Here is a 19,495-nt window from a genome sequence, read left to right as displayed (position 1 = left end):
TACTTTATTTTTATTTTTTAAAGGGCCTTATCCATTAAATCAAAATATATTTTCATTCCAATCTCTTTATCATACATGTATCCCGTATATTCAAATGAATTACCTGTTGCGATACCTTTTGCGTCATTTTTTAATATGTTCCTCCACGCATCATATTTGTATACACTACAACCAAAACAACGATTCAGGAATTGATGAGGAAAAACACATAAAAAGTGCATCCGAATTGTTGGATGCACTTTCTCTGCATTATACTCGCATAACTATATTTTTCTAGACTACACGTTTTTTACGCAAATCCCCCAGTAAATAATAAATACAAGAATACAATACCTACTCCTATCATAAAGGCTCTAAATAAATAATAACTTATAGTTAGAAGGATTGAAAATGCGCCTGTGAAACTAAAGAGTGCCATAAACGTACGATTTTCTTTATAACTCTCTTTATCTATTTTAAATCCTCCCCATATAAAAAGAATACCCATTACAAAAATAAATACATCAACAATAAAATCCACTATAATTAAGCATCTCCTTTCTATATATTGAAATTTTTAGCAAGTTGAACTATACGAAAAAAATCCCCCATACTATCAATCTAGTATACTTGCAAATAATTTTTCTACTTCTGTAACTGATAACATTTGAACCATAATCCTATTTAAAACCAAACTATTTTTTTCTTTTTTTTGAACTTTGATTTTTTTGAGATGTTTTTTTCTTTGGGACCTTTTTTTTCTTAGAACTGTTTTCATGATAAGTAGTTGCATAATTTAGTGCCATATAACCTTTATTTCCAGTCATAGAATACGCAAGATCTCTTGCTAGACCTTTTCCACTATAATCCCTACTAGAATTTGCTACTGCATACCCAGCAACCCCTGTATGTAGACTAAGGAATGCTTTACTCTTTCTTCCTAATCCAGCAACGTACGCTAATCTACCACCTGTTCCACCAATAACTCCTCCAATAACACCGCGACCTGTGGTTTTAGCTAACTCCCATTTGTTTATACCTTTTAATGTTTTGTGCTTTTTATAATAAGCTATGAGATATGAACCTCCGTTAACAGCGCCACCTACCAATCCAGAAACAGCCCACCAAGGTAGAGGGAAATGTCCATCTGGATCCACTTTCATCACCGGATTATTATCCACATACGTATACCCATTCATTGTAACCGGATCATCTTCATCACCTGGATCAGGATCCACCGATAAGAACACACCATGCTCTGGATTATAGTATCTCGCAATTAAGTAATACATCCCAATTTCTTTATCATACATGTATCCCGCATATCCAAATGGATTATCTGCTGCGATACCTTTCGTGTCGCTCTTTAATACGTTACCCCACGAATCGTACTCATATGTTGCTACAACTTCTCTATTTTGATCTGTCATCGCAACGACATCACCACGAGGGTTATAGTGATAGTATAACGTTTGTCCTTTTGACTTCATTGCTAGACGCGCGCCACTTGTTGAGTATACATATTGACGAAGTACATTTCCACTACCATCTGTCTCATATAACGGATTAATGCTATCTCCATCATAGAAATAACGTGTTACTTGACCATTTATATTCTTTTCAATGCGGCGATTATTTTCATCATATTTATACGTTGCGAATGCATCACTCTCACCTTGTTTTGTGATAGCTATAATTTGGTCATGTTCATTCCATGTATACTTGTACTTTCCGTCTGATGTACGATTACCATTCGCATCATACGTCAGATATTCCTCTCCGAATTTAACAAGCTGATTCCCCTCGTTAAATTGCGCTTCAATTGTTGTCGTTTTGTTAAATCTCTTTGTTGTTACAGATGTACGGTTACCAAAACCATCATATGTGTATGTTTTTGTTCCCCTTAATAATGGGAACACTTCTTTCGTCAGCTGATTATTCGCATCATATTCATATTGAGTCTGCGTTATTCTTCCAGTTGTTGGAGACTCATGTTTAATTGTAGTACGGTTACCCGCTTGGTCATATTCATATCGTTCCGATAGAATAATACCACTCGATGTACCTACTACTAAATCTTTAATTTTATTCGCATGGTCATAGTTAAAGGTAGAACCTGAACCATTTCCGGCTGTATACGTACGAACATTTCCTTGATCGTCATAATCAAAGCGATACGTTTGAGAACCGTCTGTCACACGAATGTTTTGATCTAGCGTGTTGTAGTCATACGATACTTTATTTGTGTATCCACCTTGCGTTACTGTTTGTTCTTTTAACTTTTCTGTCTTACTGTTTGCTTTGTCGTGATATGCCCAGTCAATTTTCCCGCCACGGCTATCTGCTGTACTTGTGACACGGTCTGCCTTGTCGTATGTTTTCGTGCGTTCTCCCCCGTTGACATGGTCTTTTACTTTCGTAACTTGTCCATTTTGGTCACGTTCGAATGTAAATGAATCTTTTCCGTTGCGCTTTTCACCAACGACGCGATCTGCTGTATCATATACAGATTCTAAAATAGAGCCGTTTGGCATTGTTGTTTTAATCTTGTTTGCATTTTCATCGTACATATTTTCAATACGACGGTTTAACGCATCGATATACACCGTGTTTTTATTATCTACATCATATTCATATTTGTGTGTCTGTGTCTTCCCGCCAAACATGACAGATTTCTCTGTTGTATTTCCATTATGATCATAACGATAATTTACAGAGGTACCATTTTTCAAAGTAACCTTCGTTAATAGATTATCTTTATTGTAATCATATAGTTTGGTATTTCCTTTTTCATCTGTCTCGCTCTTTTTATTTCCTGATGTATCATATGTGAAGGTGTTTTTCTGTCCTTCTTCATCATACGCAGCCACAACATTTCCATCGTTGTCGTACTCATTTTTTATAAGAGCGTTTCCTTCTAATAGGCGTATATCATCAAACCAAACTTTTCCTTTATTCTCTCTTCTAAAGAGCAGATAAACTTCCATACGTTTAATTGGTTTAGTGGCAGGGATTACAACCGCACTACGATTCCAATCATTTGTCCCACTTGGGAATTTCGCTTGGAAATTTTCCCCACTACCATCTTGATAATGTACATCCGCCCAAATAGAGTAATCTCGAGAGAGTTTGTCTGGTGCAGTATTTTCTACATTTACTGATTTAGACATTCCTGTTAGCGTAATTGGTTCTGCTTTTTTCTGATTTATAGTGATATGCTTGCCATATCCTACATCTGAACCACCATATTGGCTACGCTCTAATACAATAGATGAATGTCCCGTAAAGCTCTCTTGCTGAGAAACATCTTTCGGATCACAACTTGTTCCATCTCCTCGAATCCAACCTGGCATACAGCCATTTCCCGCCATATTTTCTAAACTACTATTTTCAATTGGGTTAAAGCTAGAAGAAACTTCACCTTTTTCTAGTTGAATCTTATCAAACCAGACAGAACCACTCGTAGCAGAACCGCCATTTTCTACTTGTAAATAGATTTGTACTTTTCTCGTTTGTTCTGTTGTTTTAAAAGTAACTTGACGATTAACCCAATCCCTCGTTCCTTGAACTTTATTGTGACGAGTATCATGCCATCCACCATCTACACCAGCACCGTTTTCATTTAATAACTGTACATTGAAGAAAGCAGCACCATTGGCTAAATCCGTTTTCATCATACCACTTAACGTATACGTTGTATTTGGTTCTAACGTTACTTCTTGAATTGCAGCAATATAGCCCCAATCATTATTCGTTGCTTTTGTTGAAATTTTAAGTGATGATTCTCCGCCCAGACCACCTGGTGCCGGTGTTGCATCTTTTGTAATAGATCCGGAATTATTCGCATTTACTGGTACCCATTTTTCCGTACCATTCATTTCAAAGCTTGGATTTTGAATCAGGTTTTCTCCTGTTCCCAACTCTCTAGTTGTCGCAATTGGATTTCCAAACTGATCATACTGCATGAAAGATGATGTATTTGCTGCTTGGTCTGTTTCAGATACTTCTGTGTTTGCTCCTTTATAAGCAACAGTTGTTTCACGATTTTCATTATCTGTCGCTTTTATAAGCCCGTTGTCTTTATTGTACTCAAACTTTTCTGTTCCCATTTCATCAGTAACAGAAGTTACATTCCCATTACCATCATAGGTCGCTGTTTCTGTTTGATTTTTAGGAGTTGTTGTTTTTACTAGGTTATTTGCATTATATTCATACGTTGTCGTTAAATTTAGACGTCCGGAATCTTCAACTGTTTTGACTGGGTTTCCAGCATCGTTATACGTATAAACAGTCTTACGTCCTTTAGGATTCGTTAATGTAACTTCCTTCGAATCTGTATTATATGCTAATGTCGTAGCTTTTCCTAATGGATCCATTACTTTTACTAATCTATTATTCTCGTATGCATATGATGTTTTATATGGTTTGGTATCTGTATGTTGAGGATCATAAATAGATGTTAGTAATCCATTATCATATCCGTATTTATATACTTTTCCTTCTGGTGTTGTAGAAGAAACGAGTAAATCTCCATCATATTTAAATGTAATCGTTTTGCTATCTGGGCCGATTACTCTTGCTGCTTTTTTATTATTCCCATCATATTGTACGACTAACTCTTTACCAGAAGCGTTCTTTACTTTTGATAAACGAGATTCACCATCATACGCATACGTCGTCGTGTTTCCATATTTATCTTTTGTATACTCAATACGCCCCTGTGCATCCCCAGATTTATAGAAAGTAACAGTTTGATCTTTATCTTTTATTTCATACCCGCCTGATACTTGTTTAATTTCCAAATATACACCGGTAGGGGCTTGGTACGTATTATCTCCTGTTCTAGTAAAAGTAATATTCGCACCGTCAGCAGAAATTAAAAGTAAGTTTCCATTTCCGTCGGCCCAAATTCTTTCCTCTAATCCACTCGACCAACCCGTACCAAATAAACCTACCTTTTTACTTTGACTATTATATGTTCTTTCTACTGATACATCCGGTCCGCGCCCTGATAACGTAATATCTTTCTCACTCATAATAAAGTTACCATTTGTAGCATTCACTTTACCATTTAGTACCGGAATAGATGCCCAATAATCAAACATACCCATAAATCCAAAGTCTTGAGAGAATTTAGGTACAAATTCATGAGAAATTTCACTTTCAGCATGCCCTACTTTACTATACGCTGTTACGCGGAACCAATAATTTTTAAAACCTGTATATTGACCACCTGAATTCTTATACACAGGTGATGGATCTACCGCTAATTCTGTTCCTTTTTTATCATGATGAAGTAAATATTGGCCTTTCGCTATTTCATCTTTCGTTGGCCAAATTTTCTCGTTTTGTGTTGTCCAATTTGTCTTATCTCCTACGTCGAAAGCCTCATAATCTTTCCCGTTATATACCCAAACTTTATAACCTGATGCTGCTGGAACTGCATCCCACTTTAATGTGACATATCCCGTTTCCTTATCTGTCGCATTAATATAAGCTGAACCATCTGGCTTTTTCACTTGCTCTAACGGAATAAATGGAACGACTCCATCCGAAAGCGGACTTTCACCAAATGGATACTCTGCTACAATACGAAACCAGTAGCTACTTCTTCCGCTATAATCCCCATACGGACCGCCTGCTTGATAAGCATTTTTATATATTTGTCCTGGGTTAGTAGGTGCTTCTGCCCCTTTTCCGTCATCATGTATCCAGTATCGTCCTTGTGCAATCTCTTCTGGCGTCGGGAATATTTTTTTATCTTTCGTCGTCCAGCTTGTCACATTCCCAACAGGAATATATTCATAATCATATCCATTAAAAATGGCAATATTATAACCTGTTGCTCCTGGAACTGCATCCCATTGTAGATTGAAGTGACCTGAACCACTCCCACTCCCATTTGAATAAGCTTGCACCTTTGGCATATTCGGTTTCGCATATGAATATTTCACTTCCAAGTACGGTGCATTTTCTCCATTTTCAGCTGCAATAAACTTTTTCCAATGGCTTTGCCCGTTTCCATTTGCATGTAGCTTAAAACCGTTGTTTGGTCTCGCGCCATCTACCCATGCTTTCACTGTATTCGTTACATTGAACTGGGCCCATTTTCCGCGTCCCACATCAGTTTGTGCAATGTTATTAGAACCTGGTTTATTATTCCAGTTCACTCCACCAACATTCCATCCACCTGTTACTTCATCTAACCAAACACCATTCGGTTGATTTCCATAATAATGCCAAGCTGCATAGGCGTGGAATGTTGCACCTTCAATCTTTGCACCTTTTAAATTTGAAACATTCGGTTTAACAAATGCAAAGTTTGTTCCAGTTGATCCATCATAATACCCAACTTTTAACGTATACGCATTTTGACCTGAATCCCACAGTTTTCCTCCTGAATAATTGACAGTTGGATAGGCGCTTGCAGCGTATGCATTTTCAAAGTTACCTAGTTCAACAGAAGGATCTACATATACTGGATATTTCCGCTCTGGTGCCTGTAACCACTGCGGGTCTGCAGTAACAGTTAATGTATATGTTTTTTCAGCTGTCTTCTCAATATTGTAACGAACCGCATCTGACGTTACAGCCTCACCTGATTGTTGATCCACATTTGAATCATTCATATACGGTTTCGGTAATGTGAAGACTTTTTCTTTTTTCTCATTTTGGAAGTCGATTGAACCATCTTCCTGTAAGCTCGGTGTTAAATCTGTTTCTAATGCAAATGTAAAAATATGATGTCCTGTATATTCACGTAATACAAAATCTTCTTTTACATTTTCGTTAAACGTCGTGCTCTTTAAATCAATATTTGGGAAGATCCCTTTATACCATACTTTATTATTTTCATGTGTCGCAGTGACCGGTGCTGGCTTCACTTCACCTTTTTCACCATTTGCACTTATTAATTTGTACTGAATATTATGTTTTTTTACTTTGAATTGAACGTACTTTCCATCTTGTGCTGTTTTCTCGAATTCTGGTTCTAATGTTGTATTTTCCGTTACAATTTTTGCGTTAGGTGCTTCTACTAATTTCGGTGAAACCTCTTCTAACTTTCCATTCTTTTCAATATGAATTGGTTCCGTATATACCCTTTTTGTATACGTACCATCATTATTGTCAAAAACTTTCTCTGTCTCTGTTCTTTCTTCTACAATCTCAGTCGGACTCGCCTGCACTCTAGCTTTGTTCTTCTTTAATTGATCTGGATGTGGATCCGGTAGCTCGATTTCCTCTTTCTTTTCCACTTCCGGACTTTGTTCTGAATTTGGAGATGGTGTAAACGGTGGTGCTGTTTCCGCCAATCCATTCAGTGGTATGGAAGTAACAATTAATGCAACTACGATAAGTTGGATTACGTACCTATACCATTTCTTCTTAACTTGCTTCTTTTCCATACATTCACCCCTGATTCGCATCGGTTAATTTTATACAATAACGAATCTAATGAATTTTAGAATAAAACTCAATTGAAAAAATGTAAGATTTTCAAAAAAGATACCAATTACGAATTTTTTTCAACAATTAACTTGTTATTATTACATAATTCGACAAAATGAATTATAATATCAAATTATACGGATTAATAATTAACAAAGTGTAATATCTACCTAATTTATTATGATTAAATAATGGATTAACAAGAAAATCATTCCAAAAATCAGTATTCACAACCTAATTTAACAAAAAAGAATTATCCCATGAAAGAGATTGAATCTGCGTCAAACCTTCAACCATATTTCATATAAGACTACGCTATCACAGCAAACAAAAAAGGTGCTCAAAAGATATATTTTGAGACACCCTTCTGTTATTAATAAGTTGTTAATATAGTCGTTTTTCATTGTTAATTCTAATTAATGTTAACACTCTTAAATCACAAAATCCTCCGGAATAAACACTTTCACTTCTTTCGGCTGTACGTATACGAAATCACCCGCTTGAATGCTGAGATGCTTGAACTGTTCTTTACTTATTTCTGCTTCTAAGTACTCATCTGTTCCATCTCGTTTTAATTCTACATATACGACAGGTCCAACTGCGTGAGAGTATGATACTTTGGCCGGGATTGCATCTACGCTTTGTTTCGTACGAGAGATTGATAAGTCATGCGGCCTTACGTAGGCTATTCCGTCTACGTTGAAAACGTGCTTATGCTCTGGTGCTTCTAGTTCGATCGATCCTACATTTAGCTTTCCTTTATGAACGCGGCCGTGAAATAAATTTACATTTCCTAAAAAGTCATATACAAACGGACTTGCTGGGTTTTCATATACTTCTTCCGGTGTTCCCATTTGTTCAATGCAGCCTTCATTCATTACAACGATGCGGTCTGCAACGTCTAACGCTTCTTCTTGATCATGTGTTACGAATACGCTCGTAATTTGAAATTCGTCATGTAATTTTCGGAGCCATCTGCGTAATTCTTTTCTCACCTTCGCATCGAGTGCACCGAACGGTTCATCAAGTAATAAAATTTTCGGTTCGACTGCAAGTGCCCGGGCTAGTGCAATACGTTGACGTTGTCCACCAGATAATTGCGCTGGATAACGTTTAGCAAAGCCATCCATTTTTACGAGCTTTAATAATTCTGTTACCTTTTCTTCTATCGCTTCTGCTGACGGTCTTAAGCTTTTCTTTCTTACTTTTAAACCGAAAGCGACATTCTCAAATACATTCATATGTTTAAAGAGCGCATAGTGCTGAAAGACGAAACCGACTTGCCTGTTTTTCACGTGAATGTCTGTTAGATCTTCCCCATCAAATGAAATAGAGCCTCCATCCGCTTCTTCTAATCCTGCAATAATGCGTAATAACGTCGTTTTCCCAGAACCTGACGGGCCTAATAAGGCAACAAGTTCACCTTTTGGAATATCCAAATGAATGTCTGTTAGTGCTTGAAATGTACCATATTGCTTTGATACACCTTGAATTTGAATACTCACCGTAATCCCCCTCTTATTGTCGTTTTTCCATTCGCCATTCAATCCAGTTTTTTATAACGAGTGTAAACACTGCAATTAATGACATTAACGTCGCTACTGCAAATGCTGCTGAAAATTGATATTCATTGTACAAAATTTCAATATGAAGCGGCATCGTATTCGTAATACCGCGCACGTGACCTGATACGACAGAAACGGCTCCAAACTCACCGATAGCACGGGCATTACATAGAATCATGCCGTATAAAAGACCCCATTTTATATTTGGAAGCGTAACGCGCCAAAACATTTTCCAGCCACTTGCGCCAAGTGATAAAGCTGCCTCTTCTTCACTTTTCCCTTGCGCCTGCATAATCGGAATTAATTCACGTGCAACGAACGGGAAGGTTACAAAGATTGTTGCGATAATAATGCCTGGTACAGAGAAAATGAGTTTCACTCCATGTTCAAGTAACCATTCGCCAAGAGCACCCCTCGGTGTGAAAAGTAAAACGAATACTAATCCTGCGATAACTGGTGACACAGCAAACGGCAGTTCAATAAGAGAGAGTAATACTTGTTTTCCTTTAAACTGAAACTTTGTAATAAGCCATGCGGCCGCTACCCCAAATATCGTATTAAGCGGCACAACGATTAACGCAACGAGAAGCGTTAATCTAATTGCTGAAAATGCTTCTTGATCTGTAATAGCGGCAATGTATACATCCATCCCTCTTTCAAAGGCTTTTAGAAAAATAGTTATGAGTGGCAGTAATAGAAAGAGAGATAAAAATAAAACTGTAATCGTAATTAATATGCCTGGTACAAGCTTAGATTCTTTTTTAGCTGATACGCTTTTTACTATTTTCTTTTCTAATACTGTTGGTTCCATCTTCTCTCCTCCTATTCACTTTTTAGTTCATGCCTTCTACTCCAGCTTTGAATCATATTAATAAGAAGAAGGAAAAGGAGAGAAATAATAAGCATCACGGTCGCTACAGCTGTTGCCCCCGCATAATCATATTGTTCTAGTTTCGTCATAATCATCAGTGGTGCAATTTCTGTTTTCATCGGCATATTACCTGCGATGAAAACGACAGATCCGTATTCTCCTAATGCTCTTGCAAATGCGAGTGAAAAACCTGCAAGAAGAGCGGGAAATATCTCTGGTAAAATGATTTTCACAAATATTTGCAAGCGGGATGCACCTAAACTCGAAGCTGCCTCTTCTACTTCTTTATCAATATTTTGCAGCACTGGTTGCACCATTCGAACGACAAATGGTAAACCGATAAAAGTAAGCGCAACGATAATTCCGAGTGGTGTAAAAGCTACTTTTATGTGAAACAGACTAAATATTTTCCCAATCCATCCATTTTCCGCATAAAGCGTTGTAAGTGTAATACCAGCTACAGCTGTCGGAAGTGCAAACGGTAAATCAATGAGTCCGTCTAATAGTCGTTTCCCTGGAAATTTGTAGCGTACGAGCACCCAAGCTATTAATAAACCGAAAATGGCATTTACAATAGCAGCTGCAAATGAAGTTGTAAAACTAACTTGATAGGAATGCAACACACGCTCGTTCGTTATAACCCCAGCGAACTTCTTCCAACCTAACTGTGAAGTTTGAATAAATACGATAGAAAGTGGTATAAGTACGAATAAACTCATGTACAACATTGTAAATCCAAGCGATAATCCAAACCCTGGTAAAACACGCTTCTTCCTCATCCTCTTTCACCTCATCCCCCTTTAGCAGTGCATTATTTTTGATAAATTTTATCGAATACGCCGCCGTCATTAAAGTGTTTTTCTTGTGCTTTTTTCCAGCCACCAAATAGTTCATCTACTGTAAATAATTGAACTTTCGGAAATTGGGATTCATATTTTTCTGCTACTTTTTCATTGCGCGGACGATAAAAGTTTTTCGCCGCAATTTCCTGTCCTTTTTCTGAGTACAAATATTCAAGATACCCTTCTGCTACTTTTTTCGTTCCTTTTTTATCAACGACTTTATCTACAACCGCTACTGGTGGTTCTGCAAGTACACTAATAGAAGGGGTTACAATTTCAAATTTATCTTTTCCAAGCTCTTTTTGAGATAATAACGCTTCATTTTCCCATGCGATTAATACGTCACCAATTCCTTTTTCAACAAATGTTGTCGTTGCTCCGCGCGCTCCTGAATCTAATACTTCTACGTTTTTATAAATTTGGCTAACAAACTCTTTCGCCTTATCTTCACTATTATTATATTTTTTCAATGCGTATCCCCACGCCGCTAAATAGTTCCAACGTGCTCCGCCTGATGTTTTTGGATTTGGTGTAATGACAGACACATCTTTTTTCGTTAAATCATCCCAGTCTTTAATTCCTTTCGGGTTTCCTTTTCGAACAAGAAATACAATTGTTGACGTGTACGGAGTGGAATTATTCGCAAGTCGCTTCTGCCAATCTTCTGCTAATTGTTTTTTCTTACTAATCGCATCAATATCATAAGCAAGTGCTAGTGTAACAACGTCTGCTTCTAAGCCATCAATAACAGAGCGCGCTTGACTTCCAGATCCCCCGTGTGATTGTTTTACATTTACTGTTTGCCCATGCTTCTCTTTCCAATACTTCGCAAAATCTTTATTGAAATCTTGATATAACTCCCTCGTTGGATCATACGAAACATTTAAAAGCTCAACTGTTTGTTTATCTCCACTTCCTTCAGAATTACTAGTGGATGTTGCCGAACCACACCCTGATAAAAGTACAACTGCTGATAATAAAACACCTGTACTTTTCATAAACGCTGTCTTACCCCACTTTTTCATCGTTAAGCCCCCCTAGTTTATACAATAGAAAAAGGCACACAATATATTCACAAACGTGAACATTGTGCGCCTTCAGTTTATCTGATTAGCTTCTAATGTATTGTATTCGATTTCTTTTCATTTTAATTCTGTAATTCATATGTGTCAACTTGGAATTTGGATTTTCTTACTAAACTAAAATATTGGCATACTTCGAGCCCAATGATTTTTCAAATCAGCAAATTCTTTTGGTAACTTACTATTTCCATTCCATTCTAATTTATATGCATTTACTAACACCGTAGCCATTGATTCACGGTTCATTACTCCATTTTGATTAAAATTACCGTTCTTATCATTTTCAGAGTTCATCCATAATTTCACAAATAAGATATTGCACTCGCCGTAAGCGTTAATCCCTTCTGTTCTATGTATATCTCCTCCTTGTTGGTCATATGAAGCTTTAAATATATGGCACCACAGCTTAATCAATGCACAAAAAAATGAGGCAACCACCTTCAAAGATGGTTGCCTCATTTTTACACTTGCATCGCTTTCTCTCTCAATGCTCTTCTTAACAACTTACCAGTCGTATTCTTCGGTAATTCTATTAAAAACTCAATGCTTTTCGGCACTTTATATTTCGCTAAATGTAACGTACAGTAATGCATTAGTTCTTCTTCTGTTACGTTCGTTTGTTTCAGAACGACGTAAGCTCGCACTGCTTCTCCTAAGTTTTCATCAGGAACACCGATTACAACAACTTCCGCTACTGATTCGTGCGTATATAATACTTCTTCTACTTCACGAGGGTATACGTTATAACCGCCAACTAAAACGATATCTTTTTTACGATCAACGATATAGAAGTAACCTTCTTCATCCATTTTCGCTAAGTCACCTGTATATAGCCAGCCGTCTTTCAATGTCGCAGCTGTATCTTCTGGTGCATTATAGTATCCTTTCATAACGTTAGGTCCACGAACGATTAATTCGCCGACTGCGCCGACAGGTACTTCTTCCCCAAGTTCATTTACAATTTTATTTTCTACATGCCAAATATTTGTGCCAATTGATCCTGGTTTACGAGGACGATCTAGCGGATTGAAACAAGTAACTGGTGATGCTTCTGATAAACCGTATCCCTCTGAAACAATAACATTAAAACGTTTTTCAAAGTTTTGCAGAAGAGCAACAGGCATCGATGCACCACCAGAAATACAAAGACGAAGCGTCTTCACATCTTCTGCGCTTGCTTCTTCAAATAAATATAAATAATTGTACATCGTCGGTACGCCAGCAAAAATCGTTGGTTCGTACGTGCGACAAATACGGAATACTTCTTTCGGACTAAATTTCGGTAACATTAAAATTGTTGCCCCGTTCACAATCGGTGCATTTACCGCAACTGTTAAACAGAACACATGGAACATTGGCAGTGCCGCAACGACGCGATCGTCAGCAGTAAATTGTAAATAAGACGCAACATCATTCGCATTACTATATAAATTTTTATGTGTTAACATAGCGCCTTTTGGTTTTCCAGTTGTACCTGAAGTGTATAGGATAACCGCTACATCTTCTTCATCTAGTTCAGGGCCTTCGTATTGTAAGTCTCCAGCCCCCACAAAACTAGTAAACGTTTTCATTTTTTCGGTTTCTGTATGGTTAAAATCTGATGAGGTTTCGCATATGATGATGTTTTCTAATGAAGGAAGTCTTGTTGTAAGAGATTGTATAACAGGTAGAAGGACGTCGAGTACGATGATTGTTTTTACATCTCCATTTTGTAAAATGTAATGCATTTCGTCTGCTGTATAAATTGGATTAACTGGAATAACAGTTGCTCCAGCTTTCATTGTTCCGTATAAACCGACCAAAAAATGTGGTGAGTTCCCAACAACTAATGCGACATTGTCCCCTTTTCCAATGCCCATTTCTGCTAAATTGCTAGAAAACCTTGTGACCATTTTGTTTAATTGGTCATATGAGACCGACTGATCCATAAATATATAAGCCGGTTTATCCCCCTTCTTTTTTGCCGTTTCAGCCAAAGATTGAACGAGATTCACAAAAACCCCACCTTTATAAAATTTAGAATATTTAAAAATTCTAAATTAATTATATTAAAAGAAAATTAAAGTAGCAAGTGATATTCTATTAACTGCATATAGACAGATCACCTTCTCTTAGTTTACTTTGGAAAAATAAGGGGATTTTATTCGCAAGTAATTTATGAAACTAGACCAGAAATCATTTTAGGATAATATGCATTCATCTTTTCTCTAAGTTTATTAAGTTCCTCTTTATTTAACGTTGTATGCTCTCCAAACAAGTTGATCGCGTCCGCTCCATCTGCATGAAAATACACCGTAACATATAATGTCGGTAACCCTGTATTGTCTTCATCTATTGATAAGACGACATCTGGCGTTTTATTAACAGTGCTGAATGTTTCATTTCTTTCCCATTCCTTATTTTGAAACCTGTCCTGTATATCCTGTATCTTTCGTTTGTTATCTGTATGCGTAAAATATATAACATTATCCCGCGCTGGCTTTCCAATAGATAAAAGGGTACGACTTGAGGAAGTTTCACTGTTACACGCTGCAATCCCAATGACGAATCCGAGCAATATTACAATGTGTATGACCCTTTTCATATCGATCCGCCTCCTTTTCATATATATATTCCTTTATAAGAGGCAGATGTCCTGTAAGTATACATTTTGTGGTAAATGGAATTATATCGACAAAACTACAAAAAGAAAGAGGCTGCCTTTATGGCAGCCTCCCTCATTTTTAGAAGAATAAATGTAAGAAATCTTCTGTTGTAATGTTACCGAAGTAGCGTGCGATATCTACGCCTTCTAAAGCTGCAGTGAATGCATCTTTATCGAACTGAATGCCCGTTAGACGCTCTTCAATATCATGAACATCTAGTGAACCAAAGAAGTCCCCGTAAATTTTACATTCTGTTACTGTTCCTTTTTTCACTTCAAGACGCACATCAACTTGTCCAACTGGGAAGCGGTGTGAATGTTGTAAGTTGAACTTCGGTGATTTTCCGTAGTTCCAATCCCAATTTTGGTAACGTTCTTCAGAAAGTTTGTGGATCTCTTTCCAATCATTTTCTGTTAATTCGTACGTTGGGATTTCTGTTTCTCCTTCGAAAATTGTTTCTAGAAGCAGTTGTCTAAACTCTTCTGTCGTCATTTCTTCGTTTAGAAACTCTGTAATGTTCGCAACGCGGCTACGGATTGATTTAATACCTTTTGATTGAATCTTATCCATTTTTACTTTTAACGCTGATACGACGTGATCGATTTCAGAGTCAAATAGTAACGTACCGTGGCTGAACATACGACCTTTCGTTGAGAACTGCGCGTTACCTGAAATTTTTCTACCTTCAGCTAAAATGTCGTTACGACCACTTAGTTCTGCATTTACACCTAATTTACCAAGCGCTTTCGTTACAGGCTCTGTGAATTTTTTGAAGTTGCTGAAACTATCTCCATCATCTTTCGTAATAAAACTGAAGTTTAAGTTTCCTAAATCATGATATACTGCACCTCCGCCTGATAGACGACGAACGACATGAATACCTTTTTCTTTTACGTAATCTGCATTAATTTCTTCTACTGTGTTTTGGTTTTTACCAATGATAATCGAAGGTTCGTTAATGTAGAACAGTAAATATGTTTCGTTAATATCTAAATTTTTCACACAATATTCTTCAATCGCTAAGTTTATTCTAGGGTCTGTAATTCCTTTATTATCAATAAATAACATCATATCACCTCATGAGTTCCATACGTAGCCACTATGCGCTAGCGTAATATGGCCACTGAAAATTTGTTTTGCTTCTGTTACTAAATCAGATGGGTTGCCTGTATGCGGTAAGTGCGTTAATAAAAGTTCTTTTACATTCGCATGTTTTGCAATACTTGCTACTTCTGTACTATTCATATGCCCTGCTTTTGCAGCCTCTTGATGTGCATACATATTACACTCACAAATGAAAAGATCAGCATCTTTTGTGAATGGAATGAATTCAGGAATATAACTTGAATCAGCGCTGTATACTACAGCATCATCTCCAGCTGTAATACGCATCGCAAAGCATGTAACAGGATGAACAGTTTTTAAGAACGAAATCGAGAACGGTCCAACTTGAAGTGTTTCTTCTGGATTGTACGCGATTCCTTTCGTATGTGGTTCATGTGTTAAAGAATGGAATCCATTCTCGTCAAACGTATGACCGTATATTGGTAATTCCGGTAGTTGCCTTGTTGTCGCACTCGTAATTAATCTCGCATATTGCAATACCCCAATGTCCGCAACATGATCGTGATGATAGTGTGACAGTACAACTGCATCTATATCAGATGGTGTTATATATTTTTGAAGCTGTGCTAGTACACCACTACCACAGTCTACAAGTAAACGAAAACCATCGTGTTCAAACAAATACCCCGACGTTGCTTCTCCCGCTTCTGGAAAGCCGCCCCAAAAGCCGACAACAGTCATTTTCATATGTATCCATCCTTTCTAAAACCGAGTAGGAATGCAGTTTTTCTCCGTACTTGAGAAAGTTTTTTACTTACATCCTACATTGTTAACTATAATCCATTTCCTAAACTTTTTCATTAATTTTCAATTTTGTTATAAAACAGTTGTTGACTTTTATTTTTTGTACTAATACAATGATAGTAAGAAATGGAAATGGAGGGATTGACATGATCGATCAACCAATGGAGTTTTTCAGAAATTTACCGACGAAAACTTGTGCGCACTGTGGGAAAGAAATTGATGAGCAACACGAAGCATACCATAACAAATGTGACGATTGCGTTCACGAAGAATAGTAGTTTGTGAACATAAAAAACCTAGCAGACATAGTCTACTAGGCTAATAACATCTTATCCTTCATCGTTGAACCTTTCACCAAGAGCTCCAGTTCAAACTCATACAATTCTTTTTTTCGATAATTTTTCGTATGGATTTTATCCATCATCAGGTCGACAACTTTTCGGGCCATTTCATCAATTGGCTGTTCAATTGTCGTAATACCTGGTTCTGTAATCTGCGATAATATTTGATTATCAAAACCGATAACAGCGAGATCATCTGGAATGCTCCAGTTATGGTGCTTCGCCTCTGAGATAATTCCAGCTGCTACCTCATCGCCTCCTGCCAAAATCGCGGTAGGATTTTTTTTGTCCTTTAATACTTCATGGAATATTCGTTTTCCATCTTCCCAAGAGAAAGCGTTTTCAAGAAAGTCAATCGCTTCTACTTGGCGGCTCTTCTCAGTTATTGCACGTAAAAAGCCCATTTTTCGCTGCTGGCTAACGACTTTGGTTTCGTTACCACGGCAAAAAATAAGATTACGATATCCTTGATCTAACACATGCTTCGCAGCTATGTATGCTCCTTGCGCATGATCAAACTTCACTGTTGGAATATTTGCTTCCTCAATATATTCATTACACAACACGATTGGACCGTGCTGTAAGTATGGCTCTACATCTTCCCACGGATTTTCTAGTGAACATAGAATAATCCCATCTACTTGTTTCGTAGATAATAATTGTAAATACTCCATCTCTTTTTCCGGTAAATATCTTGTTTGACAAATAATCAGTTTATATTTATGTTCAGAAGCAGCAATCTCGATTGCTTCAATAAATCTACTGAAGAAAGGATTTGTAATCCTTGGAACTAGCACCGCAATTGTTTCCGTTTTTTGTTTACGAAGCCTTCTCGCCGCAGAATTAGGAACGAAGCCTAAATGCTTCATTGCTAATTGAACCCTTTTTTTCTTCTCATCTGAAACATATGGATGATTATTAATCACCCTAGAAACCGTTGTCCTTGATAACCCCGCTAATTTCGCCACGTCCTCTATAGTCGACACGAAATTCTCCCCCTTTGCATGAAAACGTTTTCTTAAATTGATTATATAGTATATTATTGGAAACTGCAATATCGGTTGTTATGATTTTACTATATTAATATTATACATAGGAAAAAGTCTGTTAATGCAGGGGCAATATACTACTTTTAGAAATTTACGTTATGTACATTCCTTTTCTTAATACCATATATCCTTTATTCAATATAAAACCCCATCAATACGTCATCTCCATATGATCCATCTTCATACTTTATTTGCTTTCTTTGTCTTCCTTCTTCTACAAAACCCATACGTTTGTACACTTTAATTGCCCGATCATTAACAGAAACTACACCTAAGCAAATTTTCTCTAAACCTTTCTGCCCTTTAGCCCAACTAATAAGAAATTCAATTAATTTCGTGCCGATGCCTTGATTACAATACGCCTCTTTAATCCCCATTCCCATTGTGCCTGCGTGTTGTAACCGTTCTAGTTCATATCGGGTGAAAAGTAAAAAGCCAACTACCTTCCTATCTACTTCATACACGATATAAAGATTACCTTTCTCATTACTTTTCCGTATCTTTTCTCTTTCTGCATTACTATCATTCGGTAACTTCTGTGGGGATACTATGAAAAATTTTGTAGTAGTTTCCGATAATATAATTTCTTTTCTAATATTCATAATTGCTTCTGCATCAGTCTCTTTTACTAACCGTATCATTGAATCACCTCGTACTTTTTCTTTTTAAAAATAATATTAAAACTATAAAACGTCCAATATGCAATATTACATATTGAGAATCTTTTTACTCTTGATACAATATTCATACATCAAAATAAAAGGAATGTATGCAATGAATCCAATCTTAACAGCTGCAAAACAACTATTACATAAAGAAGAAAAGGTTTTATCTACTTTAAAATGTTCACTTACTGGCTATATGATTACGCATAAAGTCCCGTATCCTGGCATGTTACTTGCTACTAATAGAAGACTTCTCTTTTTTAGCCAATATAAAAACACATTCATTGCCGAATTTGATTATGAAAAAATATTATCCGTAGAAACGAAGAGAAGAATCTTTGACAAAAAAATAATATTTTACTATGAAGATGAATATATAACGCTTGGATACATTACAAGTTCGAATGTTGAAGCGTTCATAGACTTACTACAAAGAAACAGCAAGACTTGCACAGGCTTATAATCAGCGGGGATCCCCTCGCTGATTCATTATTTTAACTCCTCTCACTTCGTCCAAACTTCTCTCCCGTTTATACGGTACATATTATCCTCTCTATCCATAAACCCCTGTACAATAAATTCACGTCTAATTGTACAAAAATCATCATGATATTGTTTTATAAATGTATTAATTTCTTTTTCTGTATATTGATTTTCAGCATTTAACTTGCTTATTAAATGCTCCAACAATACTAGTTTTTTCTTCTTTTGACCTGGAATCGATTTTAAACGATCCCCTTTATCGAAAAAGTTACGAATGGTCGTATCGCGGAATTTCATTTCACTTTCAGTCATTTTTTATCCTCCATCACTTTTTTTCTTTATCTTTTCACTTAAAATATCAATAAAGTAATATCCACCCATTAACACATAGTAGAACGTAAGTATTCCAAATGCATCTTTCATACTTGTATATACTTCTTTATCAAACAGTATAGGTGAAAGGGCATAAACAAGAAAGATGATTAGCGGATTTACGATAAAATAATAAGTAAGATTGCCTCTCATCATATCAACTCCTCTACCCTATGTTTCTCTGTAAATTGTTGTAATTCCTTTTCTTTCGTTTCTATAGCTTTTAGAAAGATTTATAGATGAACTAAGGAAAAAATGCCCTCTATTAAAATAAAAAAGCACC

General features: G+C 36.6%; 17 protein-coding genes. 2 read left to right on the top strand and 15 right to left on the bottom strand.

The window, feature by feature from the left end; all coding sequences use genetic code 11:
- Positions 1–289 precede the first annotated feature (289 nt).
- The 11 genes from N2V79_RS05515 to N2V79_RS05465 form a co-directional block, all read right to left on the bottom strand.
- On the bottom strand, positions 290–520 hold the full coding sequence (locus N2V79_RS05515; protein WP_242806133.1) for a hypothetical protein: 231 nt from the start codon (positions 518–520) through the stop codon (positions 290–292).
- 154 nt (positions 521–674) lie between these two features.
- On the bottom strand, positions 675–7,385 hold the full coding sequence (locus N2V79_RS05510) for a DNRLRE domain-containing protein (RefSeq protein WP_340719654.1): 6,711 nt from the start codon (positions 7,383–7,385) through the stop codon (positions 675–677).
- Between the two features lie 474 nt (positions 7,386–7,859).
- Positions 7,860–8,933, bottom strand: a complete 1,074-nt coding sequence (locus N2V79_RS05505; protein WP_340719653.1) for a sulfate/molybdate ABC transporter ATP-binding protein — start codon at positions 8,931–8,933, stop codon at positions 7,860–7,862.
- A 13-nt stretch (positions 8,934–8,946) separates the two neighbouring features.
- Positions 8,947–9,804, bottom strand: a complete 858-nt coding sequence (gene cysW / locus N2V79_RS05500; protein WP_000433860.1) for a sulfate ABC transporter permease subunit CysW — start codon at positions 9,802–9,804, stop codon at positions 8,947–8,949.
- A gap of 11 nt (positions 9,805–9,815) precedes the next feature.
- Positions 9,816–10,643 carry a sulfate ABC transporter permease subunit CysT gene (cysT, locus tag N2V79_RS05495; protein ID WP_001227879.1) on the bottom strand — a complete coding sequence of 276 codons (828 nt, stop codon included), beginning with the start codon at positions 10,641–10,643 and terminating at the stop codon, positions 9,816–9,818.
- A 32-nt stretch (positions 10,644–10,675) separates the two neighbouring features.
- On the bottom strand, positions 10,676–11,731 hold the full coding sequence (locus N2V79_RS05490; RefSeq protein ID WP_340719652.1) for a sulfate ABC transporter substrate-binding protein: 1,056 nt from the start codon (positions 11,729–11,731) through the stop codon (positions 10,676–10,678).
- A gap of 174 nt (positions 11,732–11,905) precedes the next feature.
- Complete coding sequence (locus N2V79_RS05485) at positions 11,906–12,082, bottom strand: hypothetical protein (RefSeq protein ID WP_002195255.1); 177 nt, start codon at positions 12,080–12,082, stop codon at positions 11,906–11,908.
- Between the two features lie 167 nt (positions 12,083–12,249).
- Positions 12,250–13,782 (bottom strand): fatty acid--CoA ligase family protein, encoded by a 1,533-nt coding sequence (locus tag N2V79_RS05480; RefSeq protein ID WP_053565058.1) that lies wholly within the window; start codon positions 13,780–13,782, stop codon positions 12,250–12,252.
- A 161-nt stretch (positions 13,783–13,943) separates the two neighbouring features.
- On the bottom strand, positions 13,944–14,372 hold the full coding sequence (locus N2V79_RS05475; protein WP_064532842.1) for a hypothetical protein: 429 nt from the start codon (positions 14,370–14,372) through the stop codon (positions 13,944–13,946).
- 139 nt (positions 14,373–14,511) lie between these two features.
- A complete protein-coding gene (locus N2V79_RS05470; protein ID WP_029442085.1) occupies positions 14,512–15,501 on the bottom strand; it encodes a lipoate--protein ligase in 990 nt (329 codons plus the stop codon).
- Between the two features lie 9 nt (positions 15,502–15,510).
- Entirely contained in the window at positions 15,511–16,245 is a 735-nt protein-coding gene (locus N2V79_RS05465; RefSeq protein WP_064532840.1) for an MBL fold metallo-hydrolase, read from the bottom strand.
- Positions 16,246–16,448: 203 nt separating this feature from the next.
- On the opposite strand from N2V79_RS05465, the gene yhfH reads away from it, so the two are divergent.
- Positions 16,449–16,577, top strand: a complete 129-nt coding sequence (gene yhfH / locus N2V79_RS05460; RefSeq protein ID WP_000567010.1) for a protein YhfH — start codon at positions 16,449–16,451, stop codon at positions 16,575–16,577.
- Between the two features lie 38 nt (positions 16,578–16,615).
- Here the strand turns inward: yhfH and N2V79_RS05455 are convergent, their stop codons facing one another.
- Together N2V79_RS05455 and N2V79_RS05450 are read right to left on the bottom strand one after the other, a co-directional pair.
- The gene (locus N2V79_RS05455; RefSeq protein ID WP_064532838.1) at positions 16,616–17,629 is read right to left on the bottom strand and encodes a LacI family DNA-binding transcriptional regulator; all 1,014 of its coding nucleotides are present in this window, start codon (positions 17,627–17,629) and stop codon (positions 16,616–16,618) included.
- Between the two features lie 194 nt (positions 17,630–17,823).
- Positions 17,824–18,333: a GNAT family N-acetyltransferase gene (locus N2V79_RS05450; protein WP_053565060.1), complete on the bottom strand. Its 510-nt coding sequence runs from the start codon at positions 18,331–18,333 to the stop codon at positions 17,824–17,826.
- Positions 18,334–18,466: 133 nt separating this feature from the next.
- Here N2V79_RS05450 and N2V79_RS05445 point away from each other — a divergent pair, with 133 nt between their 5' ends.
- Positions 18,467–18,820, top strand: coding sequence for a PH domain-containing protein (locus N2V79_RS05445; protein WP_265938342.1), 354 nt, complete (start codon positions 18,467–18,469; stop codon positions 18,818–18,820).
- 41 nt (positions 18,821–18,861) lie between these two features.
- On the opposite strand, the gene N2V79_RS05440 is transcribed toward N2V79_RS05445, so the two are convergent.
- Both N2V79_RS05440 and N2V79_RS05435 read right to left on the bottom strand, forming a co-directional pair.
- The gene (locus N2V79_RS05440; RefSeq protein WP_340719651.1) at positions 18,862–19,152 is read right to left on the bottom strand and encodes a DUF2087 domain-containing protein; all 291 of its coding nucleotides are present in this window, start codon (positions 19,150–19,152) and stop codon (positions 18,862–18,864) included.
- Positions 19,153–19,155: 3 nt separating this feature from the next.
- A complete protein-coding gene (locus tag N2V79_RS05435; RefSeq protein WP_014481972.1) occupies positions 19,156–19,368 on the bottom strand; it encodes a hypothetical protein in 213 nt (70 codons plus the stop codon).
- Between the last annotated feature and the right edge of the window lie 127 nt (positions 19,369–19,495).

Origin of the sequence: Bacillus sp. CH_70, from assembly GCF_038007045.1 — a bacterium.
In the GTDB taxonomy this organism is placed as follows: domain Bacteria; phylum Bacillota; class Bacilli; order Bacillales; family Bacillaceae_G; genus Bacillus_A; species Bacillus_A cereus.
This window is presented reverse-complemented; position numbering and strand designations above follow the sequence as displayed.